The organism is Streptomyces sp. NPDC091287 (assembly GCF_044768525.1).
Classification (GTDB): Bacteria; Actinomycetota; Actinomycetes; order Streptomycetales; family Streptomycetaceae; genus Streptomyces.
In genome coordinates this window covers 420,490-438,519 of record NZ_JBIVUV010000002.1, presented here as the reverse complement: position 1 = coordinate 438,519, position 18,030 = coordinate 420,490, and the positions used below count along the sequence as shown (strand labels likewise).

16 protein-coding genes are annotated in these 18,030 nt (G+C 73.2%); 10 read left to right on the top strand and 6 right to left on the bottom strand.

Annotated features, from left to right (window positions below; translation table 11 throughout):
- Nucleotides 1–54: 54 nt before the first annotated feature.
- The 10 genes from ACIQRW_RS04715 (at nucleotide 55) to ACIQRW_RS04670 (ending at nucleotide 12,810) form a co-directional block, all read left to right on the top strand.
- On the top strand, nucleotides 55–777 hold the full coding sequence (locus tag ACIQRW_RS04715; RefSeq protein WP_361326005.1) for a LysM peptidoglycan-binding domain-containing protein: 723 nt from the start codon (nucleotides 55–57) through the stop codon (nucleotides 775–777).
- The gene (locus ACIQRW_RS04710; protein WP_403754329.1) at nucleotides 774–2,555 is read left to right on the top strand and encodes a VgrG-related protein; all 1,782 of its coding nucleotides are present in this window, start codon (nucleotides 774–776) and stop codon (nucleotides 2,553–2,555) included. The genes ACIQRW_RS04715 and ACIQRW_RS04710 overlap by 4 nt, the downstream gene beginning before the upstream one ends.
- A 109-nt stretch (nucleotides 2,556–2,664) precedes the next feature.
- A complete protein-coding gene (locus tag ACIQRW_RS04705; protein WP_012378964.1) occupies nucleotides 2,665–2,982 on the top strand; it encodes a PAAR domain-containing protein in 318 nt (105 codons plus the stop codon).
- The gene (locus ACIQRW_RS04700; protein ID WP_359626507.1) at nucleotides 2,979–3,428 is read left to right on the top strand and encodes a GPW/gp25 family protein; all 450 of its coding nucleotides are present in this window, start codon (nucleotides 2,979–2,981) and stop codon (nucleotides 3,426–3,428) included. The genes ACIQRW_RS04705 and ACIQRW_RS04700 overlap by 4 nt, the downstream gene beginning before the upstream one ends.
- Nucleotides 3,428–5,389 (top strand): putative baseplate assembly protein, encoded by a 1,962-nt coding sequence (locus tag ACIQRW_RS04695; protein WP_403754325.1) that lies wholly within the window; start codon nucleotides 3,428–3,430, stop codon nucleotides 5,387–5,389. The genes ACIQRW_RS04700 and ACIQRW_RS04695 overlap by 1 nt, the downstream gene beginning before the upstream one ends.
- Entirely contained in the window at nucleotides 5,386–5,961 is a 576-nt protein-coding gene (locus ACIQRW_RS04690; RefSeq protein WP_403754323.1) for a phage tail protein I, read from the top strand. The genes ACIQRW_RS04695 and ACIQRW_RS04690 overlap by 4 nt, the downstream gene beginning before the upstream one ends.
- A 4-nt stretch (nucleotides 5,962–5,965) precedes the next feature.
- The gene (locus ACIQRW_RS04685) at nucleotides 5,966–7,219 is read left to right on the top strand and encodes an NADase-type glycan-binding domain-containing protein (RefSeq protein WP_403754320.1); all 1,254 of its coding nucleotides are present in this window, start codon (nucleotides 5,966–5,968) and stop codon (nucleotides 7,217–7,219) included.
- A 484-nt stretch (nucleotides 7,220–7,703) separates the two neighbouring features.
- Nucleotides 7,704–8,681, top strand: a complete 978-nt coding sequence (locus ACIQRW_RS04680) for a terpene synthase family protein (RefSeq protein WP_403754446.1) — start codon at nucleotides 7,704–7,706, stop codon at nucleotides 8,679–8,681.
- 317 nt (nucleotides 8,682–8,998) lie between these two features.
- A complete protein-coding gene (locus tag ACIQRW_RS04675; protein WP_403754318.1) occupies nucleotides 8,999–11,293 on the top strand; it encodes a peptidoglycan recognition protein in 2,295 nt (764 codons plus the stop codon).
- A 41-nt stretch (nucleotides 11,294–11,334) separates the two neighbouring features.
- The gene (locus tag ACIQRW_RS04670; RefSeq protein ID WP_403754315.1) at nucleotides 11,335–12,810 is read left to right on the top strand and encodes a carboxylesterase/lipase family protein; all 1,476 of its coding nucleotides are present in this window, start codon (nucleotides 11,335–11,337) and stop codon (nucleotides 12,808–12,810) included.
- A gap of 36 nt (nucleotides 12,811–12,846) precedes the next feature.
- Here ACIQRW_RS04670 and ACIQRW_RS04665 read toward each other — a convergent pair whose 3' ends face one another.
- The 6 genes from ACIQRW_RS04665 to ACIQRW_RS04640 form a co-directional block, all read right to left on the bottom strand.
- Nucleotides 12,847–13,503, bottom strand: coding sequence for a TetR family transcriptional regulator (locus tag ACIQRW_RS04665; RefSeq protein WP_403754312.1), 657 nt, complete (start codon nucleotides 13,501–13,503; stop codon nucleotides 12,847–12,849).
- 92 nt (nucleotides 13,504–13,595) lie between these two features.
- Nucleotides 13,596–14,663: a CopD family protein gene (locus ACIQRW_RS04660; protein WP_403754309.1), complete on the bottom strand. Its 1,068-nt coding sequence runs from the start codon at nucleotides 14,661–14,663 to the stop codon at nucleotides 13,596–13,598.
- Nucleotides 14,664–14,820: 157 nt separating this feature from the next.
- Nucleotides 14,821–15,036 carry an EF-hand domain-containing protein gene (locus tag ACIQRW_RS04655; RefSeq protein ID WP_217223211.1) on the bottom strand — a complete coding sequence of 72 codons (216 nt, stop codon included), beginning with the start codon at nucleotides 15,034–15,036 and terminating at the stop codon, nucleotides 14,821–14,823.
- Nucleotides 15,037–15,075: 39 nt separating this feature from the next.
- Entirely contained in the window at nucleotides 15,076–15,963 is an 888-nt protein-coding gene (locus tag ACIQRW_RS04650; RefSeq protein WP_403754306.1) for a polysaccharide deacetylase family protein, read from the bottom strand.
- Nucleotides 15,964–16,403: 440 nt separating this feature from the next.
- Nucleotides 16,404–16,919, bottom strand: a complete 516-nt coding sequence (locus tag ACIQRW_RS04645) for an ATP-binding protein (protein ID WP_403754443.1) — start codon at nucleotides 16,917–16,919, stop codon at nucleotides 16,404–16,406.
- A gap of 274 nt (nucleotides 16,920–17,193) precedes the next feature.
- Nucleotides 17,194–17,961: an enoyl-CoA hydratase/isomerase family protein gene (locus ACIQRW_RS04640; protein ID WP_403754303.1), complete on the bottom strand. Its 768-nt coding sequence runs from the start codon at nucleotides 17,959–17,961 to the stop codon at nucleotides 17,194–17,196.
- Nucleotides 17,962–18,030: the final 69 nt, after the last annotated feature.

The window sequence follows — 18,030 nt, the reverse complement described above, 5'->3', positions numbered from 1 at the left end:
CACCGACGGCACCAACGCATCCGCCAGGAACCGGACGAAGGAAGGAGGAACGCAATGTCACCCGCTCTCCGCGCGAGCCGCGCTCGCGCCCAGCTGACCATCATGGAGCCGCCGTCGACGGTCGGCGCCAAGCCCGGCGGGGCGCTCGCCCGTCTCACGTTGCAGTTCAACCCGTCGAAGCTGTCGCTGAGCAAGACCACCGAGTGGCGGCGCACTCCGTCCCGGATGGCCGGACAGTCCGCGCTGCCCGAGTTCGTCGGCAGCGGGCCGCGGGCCCTGTCGCTGGAGGTCTTCCTGGACGCCACCGCCACGCACGACAACTCCGTGGAGAAGGCGGTGGAGCAGTTGATGACCGCGTGTGTCCCCACCCCCAAGAGCCTGGCCCGCAAGACGCCCGCCAGCCCCTGGGTGCGCTTCGACTGGGGGACGTCCAAGACGACCTCGTTCGACGGGGTGCTCTCCAACCTCTCGGTCTCCTACACCCTGTTCGACGTCGACGGGAAGCCGCTGCGCGCCACCTGCTCCCTGTCGATCGAGGAGGCGAGCATCGGCCCGGCCGGCCAGAACCCCACCTCGGGTTCGAAGGAGGCACGGCGCACGCACCGGGTCGTGGCCGGGGACAGCTTGCCGCTGCTGGCCTGGCGGGAGTACGGCGATGCCACCGCCTGGCGGACCATCGCGCACGCCAACGACATCGACGACCCCATGCAGTTGACCCCCGGCCGGGAACTCCTGGTGCCCGGCCGGGCAGACCACCTGACGGAGGAGAGCCGATGAGCGGCAAGGAAGCCCCCGGCCGTTCCTTCGCCGCCGACCCGGTCGTCGAGGCGCCCGCCGCGCTGCCCGCCGCCTGGGCCACCCAACTGGTGAGCTGTGTGGTCGACGAGAACGTGGGCCTGCCGGACACCGCCGTACTGATGTACCGGGACCCCGACCACACCTTCCTCACCGCGACCGGTATCGGCATGGGCACCCCGCTGAAGATCTCGGTCGTCACCGCGCGGGACCGGGCGCCCGAGCGGCTGTTCACCGGGGAGGTCACGGCGGTCGAGCTGGACACCGACACCACGGGATCGTTCACCGTCGTGCGGGCGTTCTCCAAGGCGCACCGGCTCCAGCGCGGCCGGAAGGTCATGGCGTACCGGAACATGAAGACGGCGGACATCGTCCGCAAGGTCGCCGCCGGCGCCGGTCTGGCCTGCGGGCGGATCGAGGCCGCGCCGGTCACGTACAAGCAGGTGACCCAGCCGAACGTGTCGGACTGGGAGTTCCTCCAGCATCTCGCGGCCGAGAGCGGGGCCACCGTGCGGGTGGACGACAAGGGCCGGCTGCAGTTCACCAAGCCGGACCCCGCCTCCTCGGCCCCCTCGCCCTCGACCTCCGCCGCGAACGACCCGATGGTCCTGGAGTACGGGAACAACCTGCTGGCCCTGCGCGCGGTGCTGACCGGGGCGGACGGGGCGGACAGCGTCGAGGTGCGCGGCTGGAACGTCGACACCAAGACCCGGCTGGTGGCCAGGCAGCAGTCCGTCCGCAGCGACACCGTAGCCCCGGGGATGAGCCCGTCGACGGCGGCCAAGATGTTCGGCTCGGGCTCCCGGACCACGATCGCCGACACCCCGTACCGCACCCAGGCGGAGACCCGTGCCGTGGCCGGTGCGCTCGCCGCGTCGGTCAGCGCCGGCTTCGGGGAGATCGAGGCGGTCGCCTACGGGAACCCGCAGCTGCGGGCGGGTATGCCGGTGGCCCTCGGCAACGTGGGGCCCGCGTTCTCCGGCCGCTACACCGCGACCGCCGCGCACCACGTCCTCGAACCGGACACCGGGTACCGCACGACGGTGATCGTCAGCGCATCGCCGGACCGATCGCTCTCGGGCCTGGCCTCCGGCGGCAACGCCCCCTCGCGCGGCCCTCGCATGCCGGGCCTGGCGATCGGAGTGGTCACCGACATCCGCGAGGAGGGCCGGGGCCAACGCGGCTGGGTGCGGCTGAAGTTCCCGTGGCTCGACGACACGTACGTCACCGACTGGGTCCGTACGGTGCAGTGGGGCGGCCAGGGCGGCGGCGGGGTGTTCAGCCCCGAGGTCAACGACGAGGTACTGGTCGGGTTCGAGCAGGGGCTGCTGGACAGCCCGTATGTGCTCGGCGGTCTCTACAACGGGGTCGACAAGCCCTCGCCGCACGACGTCCCGCTGGTCGACCCGACGAGCGGGAAGGTCAACCGCCGTTCCCTGGTGTCCCGTTCCGGCAACCGGCTGGAGCTGCTCGATGCCCCGCGCGGCCCGTCCGGGGTGCGCATCGCCAGCGGTGACAAGCGGCTCGACGTGATGCTCGACGAGAAGACGGGCGAGATCACGCTGACGGTGAAGGCCCGCGGCGGCACCCGGGAGCTCAGCTCGGTGACGCTGTCCGCGTCGGGCATCACGCTCGACGCGGGGGCCACGGGCGACGTGAACATCACGGGCCGCTCGGTGACCGTCAACGGCAGGACGGGGGTCACGGTCGACGGTGGGCTGCTCGCGGTCCTCAAGGCCAAGCTCATCAGGATCAACTGACCCGGCCCCTCTTCTCTCCACCTCCACCTCCACCTCCGGCTCCCCCGCTTCCGCTTCCCCTTCCGCTTCCCCTTCCGAAGTCCCTTTCACAGCAAGGAGAACCCCGGCCATGCCCCCCGCAGCCCGCACGGGCGACAGCACCGCCCACGGCGGTCTCATCGGCACCCCGCCCCCGGGTGCGGTGGCTGTGGCCACCGTGCTCATCGGCGGACGGCCCGCGGCCGTCACCGGGAGCCTCCACGTGTGCGTCGTCCCTCCGCACGCCGCGCTCGGGCCGGGCAACGTGATCATGCCCAACCCGGCCGCCGCGCTCACCGGCCAGGTGCTGATCGGCGGGCTGCCCGCCGCCCGGATGCGGGACAACACCAGCTGCGGCGCGCCCATCATCAGCGGCGCGCTGAACGTCCTGATCGGGGGCCCGATGTGAGCGGCGGCGGATTCATCGGGCGCGGCTGGGGCTTCCCGCTGCGGGTCGGGCCGACGGGCGGGATCGCGCTGGTCGAGCGGGACCGGGAGATCGAGGAGGCGATCGGGCTGATCCTCGGCACCGCGCCGGGCGAGCGGCCGATGCGCCCGGAGTTCGGCTGCGGCATCCACGACTACGTGTTCGCGCCGGGCGACGGGGCGACGGCCGGGCGGATCGCGCAGGAGGTCCGCACCTCGCTGGAGCGGTGGGAGCCGCGCATCGAGGTGACGGACGTGGTGATCGCGTTCGACGCCATCGAGGAGGGCACGCTCTACATCGACGTGCACTACACCGTGCGGGCCACCAACGACCTGCGCAACCTCGTCTTTCCCTTCTACACGATCCCGTCGTCGGAGGGCTCTTCCGAGAGCTCGTCCCAGGCCGCTCGGGAAGCGGGAGTGCGCTGATGGCCCTGCCTTCGCCCAATCTGGACGACCGGCGTTTCCAGCAGCTCGTCGACGAGGCCAAGCGGTACGTCCAGCAGCGCTCCCCCGAGTGGACCGACCACAACGTGTCGGACCCCGGGGTCACGCTGATCGAGACGTTCGCGTACCTGGTCGACCAGCTCCTGTACCGGCTGAACCGGGTGCCGGACAAGAACTACGCGGCCTTCCTCGACCTGCTGGGCGTGACCCTGTTCCCGCCGGCCGTGGCGCGCGCCGAGATCGACTTCTGGCTGTCCGCGCCACAGCCGGAGACCGTGCACCTCCTCGCGGGGACCGAGGTCGCCACCGCGCGCGGGGAGGCCGAGGAGCCGGTGGTGTTCTCCACCTCCGACGACCTGCCGATCGTGCCGAGTTCGCTGGTCCGGCTGGTCACCGCGCCGGTGTCGGGCGAGCAGACGGACCGGACGGGACCGCTCGGCGCGGGCAAGGACATCCCGTGCTTCCAGGCCCGGCCGGAGCCCGGCGACGCCCTGCTGTTCGGGCTGCCGACGGCCGTGCCCCGGTGCATCGTCGCCGTCCGCCTCGACAGCCGGGTGGAGGGCGTGGGTGTCGACCCGCGTCAGCCGCCGCTGGTGTGGGAGGCGTGGGACGGGGCCCGCTGGGTGACGTGTGCGACCGGCACCGACAGCACCGGTGGGCTGAACAGGCCGGGCGAGGTCGTCGTGTTCGTCCCGGCCGGGCACACCGCGTCCGTCGTGGCGGGGACCCGGGCGGGGTGGCTGCGCTGCCGGGTCACCGCCCCGGAGCCGGGCCAGCCGTTCTACTCGGAGTCGCCGACGATCCGGGAGGCCGAGGTGTTCACGGTCGGCGGCACGGCGGCCGCGGAGCACGCGGAGACCGTCCTCGACGTGCCCCTCGGGGTGTCCGAGGGCGTCGCCGGGCAGCGGTTCTCGGTGAGCCGGGCGCCGTTGCTGCTGGACGGGGAGCCGCCGGTCGTCCAGGTGTCGACGGACGAGGGCTGGCAGGTGTGGACCCCGGTCGAGCACTTCGGCGCGTCCGGTCCCGGTGACCGGCATGTGCGGATCGACGCCGTCGCCGGGGAGTTCGCGTTCCCGCCGGAGGTGCGGGAGCCGGACGGCACGATGCGCGCGTACGGCGCGGTGCCGGAGAAGGGCGCCCAGCTCCGCGTTCCGCGCTACCGGACGGGCGGCGGCGCCCCGGGCAACGTCGCGCGGGGCGCGATCTCCGTGCTGCGCAGTTCGGTGCCGTACGTCGCGGGCGTGAACAACCGTGAGGCGGCGACCGGCGGCGTCGACGGGGAGACCGTGGAGAACGCGAAGGTCCGCGCGCCGAACATCCTGCGGGTGCAGGAGCGGGCGGTGACGGCCGAGGACTACGAGGTCATCGCCCGGGAGGCCGCGCCGTCGCTGCGCCGGGTGCGGTGTCTGCCGGCTGTGGCGGGCGAGGCCGGTGCGGTACGGGTGCTGGTGGTGCCCGACGCGACCGCCGACGAGGACGGCCGGCTGCGGTTCGAGCAGCTGATCCCCTCGGACCCGGTGCTCGCGGCGGTCACCGAGCGGCTCGACGAACGGCGGCTGGTCGGCACCCGGCTGGTCGTGGAGCCCCCCGCCTACCAGGGCGTCACGGTCGTCGCCCGGCTGGTGGCCGCGCCCGGCGATGTGGACCGGGTCCGGGCGGAGGCGCTGGAGGCGCTGTTCCGGCACATCGACCCGTTGCGGGGCGGGGCGGACGGCCAGGGGTGGCCGTTCGGCAGGCCCGTGCAGTACGGGGAGGTCTTCGCCGTGCTCCAGAGCGTGGAGGGGGCCGGTCTGGTGGAGGACGTCCGGCTGTTCCCGGCGGACCCGATCACCGGGCGGCGCGGGGCGGCGGTGGACCATGTCGACGTGGCGCCGGGGGCGTTGGTCTTCTCGCACCAGCACCAGGTGGTGGTCACCGCGAACGGGGCCGGTGAGGGCGTATGACGCGGGCCGCGATACCCGGGCTGCCCAGCCGGTACCCGATCGGCGAACTGCTGCCCGCCCTGTACGCGGACGACGACCTGGCCCAGCGGTTCACGGCGGGCCTGGACACGGTGCTGGCCCCGGTCCTGTCCACCCTGGACAACCTGCCCGCCTACTTCGACCCGTCGCTGGCCCCGGCCGACTTCCTGCCCTGGCTGGCTTCCTGGGTGGGCGTCGAGGCCGATCCGGCGTGGCCGGTCGAGCTGCGCCGGGCGGTCGTCGCCCGCGCCGTGGACCTGCACCGGTGGCGCGGCACGCGACGGGGTCTGATCGAGCGGCTGCGGCTCTGCTGCGGAGTGCACGCGGACGTCCGGGACGGCGGGGGTGCCACCTGGTCGGCCGAGCCAGGTGCGGCTCTCCCGCCGCCGCCGACCGGTGAACTGCTCGTCCGGGTCTGGCCGGTGCGCGAGGGGGTCACGGTGGATGGCCGCCGTGTCCTGGACGTCGCCACCGCCTCGTGCCCCGTCCACCTCACCTGCCGGGTGGAGGTCCTGCCGGGCCCGCCCGGAGAGCCCGAACAGACAGGAAGCTGACGTGATGCGTTCGTGCCCGGCGTGCGGTACGGCCAACGGCGAGACCGACGACTTCTGCGGCAACTGCGGCGGCTACCTGGGCTGGTCCTCCCAGCCGACGCGGCCGAGGCGAGCGGCGGCTCCGGAGCCGGATCCCGAGCCGGAACCGGAGCCGGAACCGGAACCGGAACCGGAGAAGCCGTCGACGGCAGCACCGGTGGCAGAGGCCAGGCCCGTGCCGAACCCGGCCCCGAACCCGGCCCCGAAGCCGGCCGGGCCGCCGACGCAGCCGGCGCCCGCAACGGACCCGGGTCCGCCCGCACCCGCGCCCACCCCCGTACCGCCGCAGCCCACCGCGCCCCCGGCGAACCCCGTGCCGGCGACTCCGCCCGTGCCTCCGGTTCGGCCCGCCCCCGCCCCCGTACGCCCCGGAGTCCCGGTCGTCGCACCGGTCGCCGCACCGGCTTCCAGGACTGCGTCCGATGGGGACGGGGGAAACGAACCCATCGGGGCGGTGCGGCCGGCCAAGCCCGTGGCCCGGCGGCCCGTCGTACGGCCGGTGGAGGCGGACGAGACACCGGACGGTCCGCCCTGCCCTGCCTGCGGCACGCCGAACCTGCCGGGGAGGCAGTTCTGCCGGCGGTGCGCCGCTCCGCTCCGGACCCGGGAACAGCCCGCCGCCCTGCCGTGGTGGCGCACCGTGTGGCCGTTCCGCCGCCGGGTGCGGGGCGGTTCGGGCCGGGCGCTGCGGCGGACGCTGCTGGTCCTGGTCGTGGCCGGGCTGCTGGTGGCGGGCTTCCTGTTCTTCCCGCTCGGGCGCTACGTCTACGAGGACGTCCGGGACAAGCTCGGCGGCACGCGGGAGATCAGCCCCACCGGGGTGACCGCCAGCGCCTCGGCTCCCGGCCACCCGGCGAGCGCGGCGATCGACGGCCTGACGAACAAGTACTGGGGCGCCCCCGCGCTCGGCGCGTCGCTGACCTCCTCGTTCGCGACGCCGTTCCGGCTGGTCGGCGTCGTGGTGTACACCGGTGTGTCGAAGGAGCCGCAGGAGTTCCGGCGGGGCGCGCGGCCGACCCGGGCGGAGCTGATCATCACCACGAAGGACGACAAGGTGCACAAGAAGACGGTGACCCTCAACGACAAGCCCGGCAAGCAGGAGACACGGTTGGGCATCAGCGACGTCGTCTCCGTCGGGCTGGTGCTGCGGGAGGCCACCGGCCAGGGCGAGGGCCGTCCGATCGCGGTCGGCGAGGTCGAGTTCTTCAAGCGCACCTGAACACGCCCGTCCCGAGCAAGCGCAGCTAGGCAAGCGTGCCGGCGCCGGTGCCGGAAGCCGTCACTCCGCCGTCTCCTCGGAGCCTCCGGGCCACCTCTCGTCACGGCCGGCACCGAGGCCCCATGAGGTCACCAACTACCCATGAGCGATCACTGAGTTCGCGACGATCAGACAATTTCGGTCACAAATGGCTTCCCTCCGCGCCCCCACCCGGGGTTGACTGGGCATTACACATGGTGACGCGCCCGCCCACCGGCTCGCCGACCCTGCCCCGGCGCCCCGGGCTCCCGGCGGAGGAAGGAGGACAGGGATGGCCCTCCCACCTCGCACGACGCCCGGCCGCCCGGCCTCCGGGTTCTCGGCCGCCGCCTCCCAACGGGCCCGTCCCCTTGCCCGATCACCCGGAATGCGTCGTTCACATCGTCCGCCCGTATTCATCAGACGAGGGGCAGCAATGAGCCAGATCACGTTACCGGCGTTTCATATGCCGTTCCAGAGTGCTGGATGCCATCCAGGCCTGGCGGAAACCCGTGGGGCCGCCTGGGAATGGGCCGAATCCGAAGGGCTCGATCTGTCCGTACCGGCCCGGAAGAAAATGATCCGGACCCGCCCGGAACTATGGATATCCCTCATTTTCCCGCAGGCCACGCAGGAGCATCTCGACCTCTTCTGTCAATGGCTCTTCTGGGCCTTCCTGGTTGACGACGAGTTCGACGACGGCCCGGCTGGACGCGATCCGCTGATGTGCGAGACGGCGATCACCCGCCTGGTGGACGTCTTCGACGGGGCCGCACCGAACGGGCCGATGGAGCGGGCGCTCGCCGGGCTGCGTGACCGCACCTGCCGCGGGCGGTCGCCGCAGTGGAACCGGCAGTTCCGGCGGGACACCGCCGCCTGGCTGTGGACGTACTACGCCGAGGCCGTCGAGCGGGCCGCCGGACAGGTGCCGAGCCGCGCCGAATTCGCCAAGCACCGGCGGGATTCGGTCGCCATGCAGCCCTTTCTCTGCCTGCACGAGATCACCGCCGGAATCGACCTCCCGGATTCCGCCCGGAGCCTGCCCGCCTATATCGCCCTGCGGAACGCGGTCACCGATCATTCCGGGCTCTGCAACGACATCTGCTCCTTCGAGAAGGAGGCCGCTCTCGGGTACGAGCACAACGCCGTACGGCTGATTCAGCGCGACCGGGGGTCCACCCTCCAGGAAGCGGTCGACGAGGCCGGTATCCAACTGGCCCGGATAGCCGAGCGGGTGCAGCGGGCGGAAAAGGAACTGATCGAGGAAATCGAGGCGGCGGGCATCGGCGGCCCGACCCGGGCGGCCCTGGAGCGCTGCGTCCAGGACTACCGGGGACTCGTACGGGGCGACTTCGACTACCACGCGCGCGCCGAGCGCTACACCCGCCCGGATCTGGTGGAGCTGGACGAACGGGACTCGCTGTCCCGGTACTTCGCCGCCTGAACGACCTGTCCGGCGACGACCGTCCCCGCGTGGCACGGCGGCCCGGGAGCCGCTTCCCACCCGGCCGGGGCCCGGGAGTCACCACCCGGCCCCCTGCCGGGAGGTGGCCCCCGGCCCCCGTGACCACCCGAACGTTTCCCGCCGGACCGGGGTGGGGTGGAGCGAGGTCCGGTCCGATCGCATGGAAGACTGGGGCCCGCAAGCATGTTCCGGGTCGCCCCACCGGCCGGGCCGACGCGGACGTCGTGCCCCCGGTCAGCGACTGACCGGCCGGAATGCCCTGCCTTCCAGCCAGCGTCGTCCCCGGGGAATCACACGTGAGAGCACAGCGAAGAGTTTGGACCACGGCCGCCGTCACGACGGCGGCCGTGGCGGGTGTCCTGGTGTTCCAGGGCGTGACCGGCACCTCCGACGCCGACCGCGACGGGCGGGCGGCGGACGCCAAGTCCGACCCGGTGAAGTCCGATGTGCACAGGACCGCGCTGAAGACCTCGCCCGACGGCGGCTCCGCGTCGCTCGCGCGGCGCGACGCCGAACCGTTCAGTCTGCTCGGCGTCACCTGGACCGATCCCGCCGCCCGGGTGACGGGGAGCGTCGAGGCCCGTACCCGCTCCGCCGCCACCGGCGAATGGACCGGCTGGCTGCCCCTGGACACCGAGATCGACGGCCGCACCGAGACCGGCCGGTCCGGCGTCCGCGGTACCACCGAACCCCGCTGGGTCGGTCCCTCCGACGGCGTCGAGGTCCGCGTCCGCGCCGGTGACGGCGCCCGGGCCGGACTCCCCGATGGGCTGCGGCTCGACACGGTCGACCCGGGCGGCGACACCACCCCGCTCGCCGCCGAACCGGCCGCGTTCAGCGTCGAGGAGACCCCCTCCGAGGAGCCCACGCCCGGCGAGGAGCCCCCGGTCACCCCGCCCACGGAGGAGCCGGTCGAGGAGCCCACGGACGATCCTTCGCCCACCCCGACCACCGAGACGCCGGCGCCGCCGAGCCCCACGCCGAGCCCGAGCACCGACTCCCCGACGCCGTCCGCTTCGCCGACGACGCCCACCGGCTCCCCGTCGCCGACGCTCCCGCCCGTCCCGCCGTCCACCGTTCCCCAGCCGCCGATCGTCTCCCGGGCGGCCTGGAAGGCCGACGAGTCGCTCAACAGCGAGGCGCCCGACTACCTGGACCGGGTCAAGGCCGTCTTCGTCCACCACACGGCGCAGACGAACGCGTACTCCTGTGCCGACTCGGCGGCCATCGTGCGCGGTCTGCACACGTACCACGTGAAGTCGAACGGCTGGAAGGACCTCGGCTACAACTTCATCGTCGACAAGTGCGGCACGGTCTTCGAGGGCCGCAAGGGCGGTGTGGACCGGCCGGTGATGGGCGCGCACACCTACGGCTTCAACCGGGACACCACCGGTATCGCCGTGATCGGCATGTACACCGACACCAAGGCCGCCACCGCCGCGACCACCTCCGTCGCCCGGGTCGCCGCGTGGAAGCTCGGCCAGTACAAGGGCGACCCGGCCGGTTCCGTCCAGCTCACCGCCGGGGCGAACGGCGGCAACTTCGCCGGCCAGTCGTTCGCCGCGGGCAAGGCCTACCCCTTCCGGCAGATCTCCGGACACCGGGACGGGTTCAACACCCAGTGCCCCGGCGGGGGCCTCTACGCCCAGCTCCCGGCCATCCGCTCCCTGGCCGCCGGACCCGTCACCGGGCTCACCATCGCCTCGGTGACCGGGGCGAACGCCTCCGGCTCCACGTACTACACCCGGTCGAAGATAACCGTCGGCTGGAAGGCGGCCACGCCCTCCTCCTTCGTCAAGGGCTACGAACTGCTCGTCGACGGAAAGCCGGTGGCCACCGTCAAGGGCAACGTCACCTCGGCCCCGGCCACCCTCGTCGCCGGCAAGCACTCCGTGCAGGTCCGGGCCACCCACCAGTCGGGGAAGACTTCCCTGTCCCCGGTCGCGACCGTGGTCGCCGACACCGCACCGCCGGTCTTCTCCACCAAGCCGGGCCTCACCCTGCGCCCCGGCACGGTGAACTCCACCGCCGTCCCGCTCACCCTGAAGTGGAAGGCCACCGACGCCGCCTCCCTCAAGGAGGTCCGGCTCACCGCCCCCGTCGCGAAGACCTACGGCCCGACCACGGTCAGCGCCTCGCACACCGCGAAGCCCGCCAAGGCGACCGCCTGGAAGATGACGGCGTACGACCGCGCGGGCAACACGGCCGCCGCCTCGGTCTCCGGCACCCCGGTGATCCTCCAGGAGTCCGCCGCCAAGAAGGGCGGCAAGTGGACCACGAAGTCCTCCGGCAGCTACCTGGGCGGCAGGTCGTACTCCAGCAGCACCAAGGGCGCCAGTCTGACCTGGACGTTCACCGGCCGTTCAGCCGCCTGGGTGGTGTCGCGGGCCGCCACTTCGGGGCAGGCATACGTCTACGTCGACGGGAAGAAGGCCGCCACGGTGGACCTGAAGTCCTCGGCCACCAAGTACCGGCAGGCGATCTGGACGAAGTCCTGGTCCTCCAGCACCAAGCACACGGTCAAGATCGTGGTCGTCGGCACGAAGGGCCGCCCGGCCCTGACCACGGACGGGCTGGTCTACCTGAAGTAGCCGCCCGGGCCACCGCACCGCGAGAGGGGTGGGCACGCATCATGTCCGACATCGTGGCGGGGACTCCCCCGCAGGTGAGGACCGTGCACGGCACCGTGCGCGGTGCGGTGGAGCGGGGCGTCGCGGTCTTCCGCGGCATCCCGTACGCGGCTCCGCCGGTGGGCGCGCGCAGGTTCCGCGCCCCCGGGCCCCCCGAGCCGTGGACGGGGGTGCGCGAGGCCGTGGCGTACGGCCCGACGGCCCCCAAGCGGCCCTACGCCCCACCGCTGGACCGGCTGCTGCCGGATCCGGCGGTGGCGGGCGACGACTGCCTGAACCTGAACGTGTGGACGCCGTCGCCGGAGCGGGGTACGGCCGGGCTGCCGGTGCTCGTGTGGATCCACGGGGGTTCGCTGGTGCACGGCTCCTCGGCGGTGCCGGTGTACGACGGGTCCGCGTTCGCCCGGGACGGGGTGGTCCTCGTCTCGGTCAACTACCGCCTGGGCGTCGAGGGCTTCGGCGTCTTCCCGGACGCGCCCGCCAACCGGGGGCTCCTGGACCAGCTGGCCGCCCTGGAGTGGGTGCGCGACAACATCGCGGCGTTCGGCGGCGACCCGGACCGGGTGACGGTGGCCGGGGAGTCGGCGGGGGCGGTCAGCATCGCCGCCCTGCTGGCCTCGCCCCGGTCGGCGGGACTGCTGCGGCGGGCGGTGCTCCAGAGCGGGGCGCCCGCCGCGCTGCCGCCCGCCGCCGCGCGCGGGACGACCGAGCTGATCGCGAAGCGGCTCGGGGTCCCCGCGACGGCCGCCGCGCTGGCCGCAGTGGACCCGGAGGCGCTGCTCACCGCGCAGACCCAGGTCACCGGCGGCGGGAACCCGCTGACCGGCCGCAACTCCTTCCAGCTGGTCGTGGACGGCGAACTGCTGCCCCACGACCCCGTGGAGGCACTGCACGCGGGCGCGTCCGCCGGGATCGACCTGCTGCTGGGGACGAACACGGAGGAGTACCGGCTGTGGTTCGTGCCCGGTGGGCTCACCGAGAAGATCAGCGCGCTGCGGCTCCGCCTCGCCCTGCTGAAGTTCAAGGTGCCGGGCGCCACGGCGCGCGCCTACCGCGCCAACCGCCCGGACGCCACCCCCGGTGAGATCCTCGGCGCGCTCGCGACGGACCTGCTGCTGCGGGTCCCGCTCAACCGGCTGGCCGACGCTCGGACGCGCGCGCCGGGCGCCACGTACGTGTACGAGTTCGGCTGGCCCACCCCCGTACAGCGGCTGGGCGCCTGTCACGCGCTGGAGCTGGGCTTCGTCTTCGACACGCTCGCCCACCCCGACACGATGGCCCTGACCGGCCCGGACGCCCCGCAGGAGCTGGCGGACGCGATGCACCGGGCATGGGTGGACTTCGCGACGGGCGGGGACCCGGGGTGGCCGTCCTGGGACGCGCGGCGGCCCGTGACGGTCTTCGGCCCGGGCGCACCGGAGCTGGTCCTGGCCCCGCGCGACGACGAGTTGCGCGGCTGGAAACCGTACAGGCGCTGAGGCCGCACGGAGATCCGGCGCGGACCGGGCCGGGGGTCAGCGCTGCCGCGCCGTGTCCGCGGGGGGTGCGCTCAGGCGCAGCCGGGTGAGGACGGCGGGGCGGGCGAGGCCGGGCATGATCAGGGCCCACATGGCGCTGACCTGCTGGTGCAGGGCGTCGCGCTCGTCGAGGGCGAGTGCGAGCAGCTGCACTCCGCTGTAGCAGCCGACGATGGTCCGGGACGCCTCCTCCGGGGTGACGTGATCCTGGAGTTCGTCGGCGGCACGGGCGGATTCGAGGACGGCGGTGACGGCCCCGAGCGGGCCCGCGTAGCTTTCGGCGGTCAGGTAGGGGCCCGGTTCGATCGACAGGCGCACGGCGGCCCGCAGGACGGGGTCCTCCAGGATGCCGGCGGTGTAGAGGTGGCTGATGTCGATCAGCGCCTGGAGCCAGACCTTGGGAGCCGGGCCCGAATCCGCCCGCTCGGAGATCTGCTGGAAGAACTCGTGCTGGCGGTCCAGGATCGCGTTGCCGAGCTGTTCCTTGCCCTCGAAATGGTGGTAGAAGGCGCCGCGGGAGACCCCGGCCCGGCGCAGGATCTCCGGGGTCGACGCACCGGCGTACCCGGCCCGGTCGATCACGACTCCGGCGGCCTCGACGAGCCGCCGGGCCAACTGCTCGCCGTGGTCTCCGCTCTCCCCGTGCTCCTGCATCGCCGTGACGCCTCCCTCGGTCGTCTCCGACGCTACCCGGGCGCCCGGCAACACGCTCCCGGTACGCAGCCGGATGTCAGGCCTCCGTCCCACTAAGGCCGCAGGGAGATCCAGTGCGGGTCGGGGACCACGGTGAGGATCGCCGAGACCACCACCACCAGGCCCAGCACGACCTGTTCCCGGCGGGCCAGCAGGTGGGCGACCGACGGGTCGGCGTCCCGGAGCATCCGCCGCCGGGCCGCCACCGCCAGCACGCTGACCACGGCCATCAGCGCCAGCTTGGCCAGCAGGGTGCGCCCGTAGGCGGAGGTGAACACCACGTCCAGCGGCAGCCGGCGCAGGGTCGACGCCGTGCCGGTGGCGGCGAGGGCGACGTACAGCCAGATCGCCAGGCGCGCGTACCGGCCGAGCAGTGCGCGGGCCGCCACGGGTGAGCCGCGCCAGAGCCACATGGTGCGCAGGACGTACAGCAGGCCGCCGGTCCACAGCGACGCGGCGGTCAGATGGACGACGGTGAGGGCGGCGCCGAACTCGGGGCTGTACGCCTCCGGGTGGGCGCGCAGGGCCTCCGCGCCGATGACGAGGGCGAGCGGGGCGAGTGCGAGTGCCGGGCGCCTGCTCGCGGCGCAGCAGGCGGCGAGGACCAGGCCGTTGGCGATGAGGAGGAGCAGTCCGCCCTCGCGGGTGCCGTAGGTCTCGGTGATCCCGAGATCGCTGACGGCGGCGAGCCGGACGATCTGTCCGGCCGCGGCGGCCGCCCCGGCGAGCGAGGCGTACACCGCCCAGCTCCGTACGGCGGTACGGGGGCGGCCCCGGACGGGCCGGATGAGCTGCGGGGCGAGGAGTTCGCCCAGGTGGAGGGCGAGCGCGGCGAACAGGACGGTGCGGAGCACGGTGGTGAGCCCCGCGCCGGGTATCCGGAGCTCCCCGGTGCCGCGTGCCACGAGGCCGGGGCCGAGCAGGGCCACGAGGAGCGCGAGGGTGCCCGCGGCGCAGAGCAGGAGGGGGGCGGTCCAGGAGCGTCCGGGGGCCGGCCGCCCGGAGGGTCCCCCGGGTATCCCGCCGGCGAAGGGCGCGTCGTCCGTCGGCGCCGGTACGGCCGCCGCCGGCAGGCCGGGCCCGGCCTGCGCGGCCGGGTCGGCGGGGGGTCCGGAGAGCATCACGGCCCGATCCTCGCCGGTGGACAAAGACACAGCAAGCCGCGCACGGTGGGCGGGACCGCCGAAAGGCGCCCGGAAAGGGGCCGGAAGGGGGCCCTTCGGACGTGACCGGCGGCGGCCGGGCCCCGACGGGCGCGGGACCGGCCGCCGCGGCGGATCAGGCCTTGTTCTGCGAGGCCCAGAACTCGTCGAAGGTGAGCAGGCCGTCACCGTTGGCGTCGTGGGCGTTGATGATCGCCTGCGCCACCGTCTCGGTGACGAAGGGGTCGCCCAGCTGGGCCATCGCGCTCTTGTACTCGTTGGCCGTGATGAGCCCGTCGCCGTCTCTGTCGAACCGCTCGAATGCCGTCCGCGCCGACTCGATGTCCGCCACAGTTCCGCCCCTTCGTGATGCCGAATGTCAGGGGTCAGATTATCGGGCCGTCCGGGTGGTCCCGTCGGCCGGTCGGCCCAGCAGCTCCGTGGCCGTCACCGCGCGCAGCCCGCGGCGGCCGATCTCGGCGAGAAGCAGCGGCAGCGCGTCGACGGTGACCGGCCGGCCGAGACTCAGCTCCACCACCGATCCGTTGCGCAGCTCCCCCGCGACCTTCCGGGTGACGGCGGCGACGCGGGTGGCCGCGTGGTCGAGCGACTCCACGTCGCAGCCGAGGACATGGGGGTAGCCGGCCCGCTGGACCAGGCGCTGGAGGAGCGGGGAGGCGTACGCGGTGGGCGAGGGGCGGAACCAGGTGCCGATGGACCCGGTGAGCCGGCGAAGTCGCCGGGCGCACGCGGCGATCTCCTCGTACGCGGCGCGTTCGTCCAGGGACGCGAGGTCGAGGTGGTGCTCGGTGTGGTTGCCGATCTCGTGGCCCCCGTCGAGGATCCGGCGGGCCAGGCCGGGGTGTTCGGCGAGCCAGGCGCCGACCGCGAGCACCGTGACGCGCGCCCCGGCCTGTTCGCACCGGGCGAGCGCGGCGTGGGCGAGGTCCGGGTCGCCGCGCCCGTCGAAGGTGAGGGCGACGCGGGGCCGGTCGCGGGGACCGTGCGTGATCCGGAAGGGCATCCGGGGGAAGCGGTGCGGGGCGGGGGCGGCGGCCCGGGAGGCGGCGGGGCGCGGAGTCACGGTGGCGTCAGGGGCCGGGGTGCCGGAGGCAGCGGTGGCGGGGGCTTCGCCAGGAGGACGGGTGACGGCCGCGGGTCCGGCGGCTCCGCCCCGCCCGTCGCTCCGGGCGCATCCGGCGGCGAGGACGGCGGCCAGCGCCCCGGCCCCCGCGCCCAGTGCGTTCCGGCGGCCCAGCGGGGCCCTGTGTCCGTCCATGCCCGACCACCTCACGTTCCACGGGTTCCCTCGGTTCCCGGGACACAGTAGAGGCGCGATGGGCGAAATGAACCGATTGAGCAATTCATCAGATGATCAATGAATCATTCAGGCTTTGCCATAAGGGTGCATGGAATGCCAGGCGAGTGACCGAGCACACCTACGATTCAACCGACAAATGCCCGGTTGTTCCATAAATATCCCGACAAGTCGCTTTGGCACCGAGGTCGCCCGTCTGCCATAGTCGGAGCCACGACCCCCACTGACCCGGGCACAGGTCGTTCACTAGCGGCCGTGGACACACCCCCCATTTCACGGCCCCCGCCAGAAGCCCCCGCAGCGCCGCACCACGGCCGACCGGGGGCTTCTGCGCATCCGGCGCGACCGGGGCGTCAGAGCAGTCACGGCGGGCGGGGCGGTCGGGGCAGGGTGGTCGGCGGTCAGCGGTCGGAGATGCGCATCTCGAACCAGGTGGTCTTGCCGCGCGGCAGCAGATCCACCCCCCAGCGGTCGGAGAGCTTGTCGACGAGGAAGAGCCCGCGGCCGCTGATGTCCATCTCGCGCACCGGCATCAGACACGGCAGCCCGCGCGAGGGGTCGCGCACCTCGATCCGGATCCAGCCCCGGCGGCGGACCATCCGTAACCCGAAGGCCCGGGCCCCGGTGTGGCGCACCGCGTTCCCCACGAGCTCGGAGACGAGGAGCACCGCGTACTCGGCGGTCTGGGGCGAGAGGGCCCACTGGCGGAGCACGACGCAGGAAGTGATGCGCCGGGCCGTCGCCGCCGACTCCGGGCGGGACGGCAGCCGAACCTCCCCCTCGGTCGGATTTCCGAACAACTCCAGCGCCTTGAACGCCTGTTCGTCATCCATGGTCGACGTCCAGCGTGCCGCGGTCGCGCTGCTGCGCGGTCGCGGCTGATCCACACCCTCCAGGCCCGCCATGCCCACCATCATGGCCGCACGCATCGCCCTCCGGGGCCGTTCCGGAGGAATACGCACCCCGGAACAGCCCCTGACACAGAAGGCTTTTGGCATATGCCTCTGGCAGAACAGTCCCCCGAACGGCCCCGCTGAGCTGCGGTGATGCCCTGCCCGATGAGGACAGCCCGGCCGAAGGCAGCCCCTGGCCTTAAGGTTGCCTTAAGGCCCGGATAATCCGCTCTGACGGATGAACTCCCCGCGCGGGACCGCCCGACCCGACTACCGGGCCACCCGTTCTGACTACCGGTCAGCCGAAGGTGGCCTTGCCCGGACCCTCCTCGACGAAGCTGCGCATGCCCCGCTCGCGGTCCTCGGTGGCGAACAGACCGGAGAACCAGTTCCGCTCGATCGTGAGCCCGGTGTCGATGTCCGTCTCCAGCCCGGCGTCGATCGACTCCTTGGCCGCGCGCAGCGCCAGCGCGGGCCCCTTGGCCAGCTTGGCGGCCCAGGCGTGCGCCTGCTCGTGGACCTCGGCGGCCGGGACCACCCGGTCGACCAGACCCAGCGTCAGAGCCTCCTCGGCCTTGACCATACGGCCGGTGAAGATGAGGTCCTTGGCCCGGGAGGGGCCGATCAGCCGGGCGAGCCGCTGAGTGCCGCCCGCACCCGGGATCAGGCCGAGGAGGATCTCCGGCTGGCCGAGCTTGGCGTTGTCCGCGGCGATCCGGAAGTCGGCGCAGAGCGCCAGCTCGCAGCCGCCGCCGAGCGCGTAGCCGGTGACGGCGGCGACGACCGGCTTGGGGATGCGGGCGACGGCGGTGAAGGCGTCCTGGAGGCCCTTGGACCTCAGGACCATCGCCGTGTGGTCCATCGCCTGCATCTCCTTGATGTCCGCGCCCGCCGCGAACACCTTCTCGCCGCCGTAGAGGATCACCGACCGCACGTCCTCGCGCCGGGTCGCCTCCTCGGCCAGCTCCCGCAGCCGGTCCTGGATCGCCACGTCCAGGGCGTTCATGGGCGGCCGGTCCAGGAGGATCGTGCCGACGCCGTCGCGTACTTCGAGGGTCACAGTCATGGAGGCAGGTTAACCAACGCTAACGCCGGTGGGCCCGGTGCCGTTGGTCACAGCACCGGGCCCGCCGGG

What these genes read in the sequence shown, in the direction of transcription:
- ACIQRW_RS04640 (WP_403754303.1), bottom strand. Translation starts at nt 17,961, where the DNA reads ATGACTGTGACCCTCGAAGTACGCGACGGCGTCGGCACGATCCTCCTG.
- ACIQRW_RS04660 (WP_403754309.1), bottom strand. Translation starts at nt 14,663, where the DNA reads ATGCTCTCCGGACCCCCCGCCGACCCGGCCGCGCAGGCCGGGCCCGGC.
- ACIQRW_RS04710 (WP_403754329.1), top strand. Translation starts at nt 774, where the DNA reads ATGAGCGGCAAGGAAGCCCCCGGCCGTTCCTTCGCCGCCGACCCGGTC.
- ACIQRW_RS04715 (WP_361326005.1), top strand. Translation starts at nt 55, where the DNA reads ATGTCACCCGCTCTCCGCGCGAGCCGCGCTCGCGCCCAGCTGACCATC.
- ACIQRW_RS04670 (WP_403754315.1), top strand. Translation starts at nt 11,335, where the DNA reads ATGTCCGACATCGTGGCGGGGACTCCCCCGCAGGTGAGGACCGTGCAC.
- ACIQRW_RS04650 (WP_403754306.1), bottom strand. Translation starts at nt 15,963, where the DNA reads ATGGACGGACACAGGGCCCCGCTGGGCCGCCGGAACGCACTGGGCGCG.
- ACIQRW_RS04685 (WP_403754320.1), top strand. Translation starts at nt 5,966, where the DNA reads ATGCGTTCGTGCCCGGCGTGCGGTACGGCCAACGGCGAGACCGACGAC.
- ACIQRW_RS04690 (WP_403754323.1), top strand. Translation starts at nt 5,386, where the DNA reads ATGACGCGGGCCGCGATACCCGGGCTGCCCAGCCGGTACCCGATCGGC.
- ACIQRW_RS04705 (WP_012378964.1), top strand. Translation starts at nt 2,665, where the DNA reads ATGCCCCCCGCAGCCCGCACGGGCGACAGCACCGCCCACGGCGGTCTC.
- ACIQRW_RS04695 (WP_403754325.1), top strand. Translation starts at nt 3,428, where the DNA reads ATGGCCCTGCCTTCGCCCAATCTGGACGACCGGCGTTTCCAGCAGCTC.
- ACIQRW_RS04665 (WP_403754312.1), bottom strand. Translation starts at nt 13,503, where the DNA reads ATGCAGGAGCACGGGGAGAGCGGAGACCACGGCGAGCAGTTGGCCCGG.
- ACIQRW_RS04680 (WP_403754446.1), top strand. Translation starts at nt 7,704, where the DNA reads ATGCCGTTCCAGAGTGCTGGATGCCATCCAGGCCTGGCGGAAACCCGT.
- ACIQRW_RS04645 (WP_403754443.1), bottom strand. Translation starts at nt 16,919, where the DNA reads ATGATGGTGGGCATGGCGGGCCTGGAGGGTGTGGATCAGCCGCGACCG.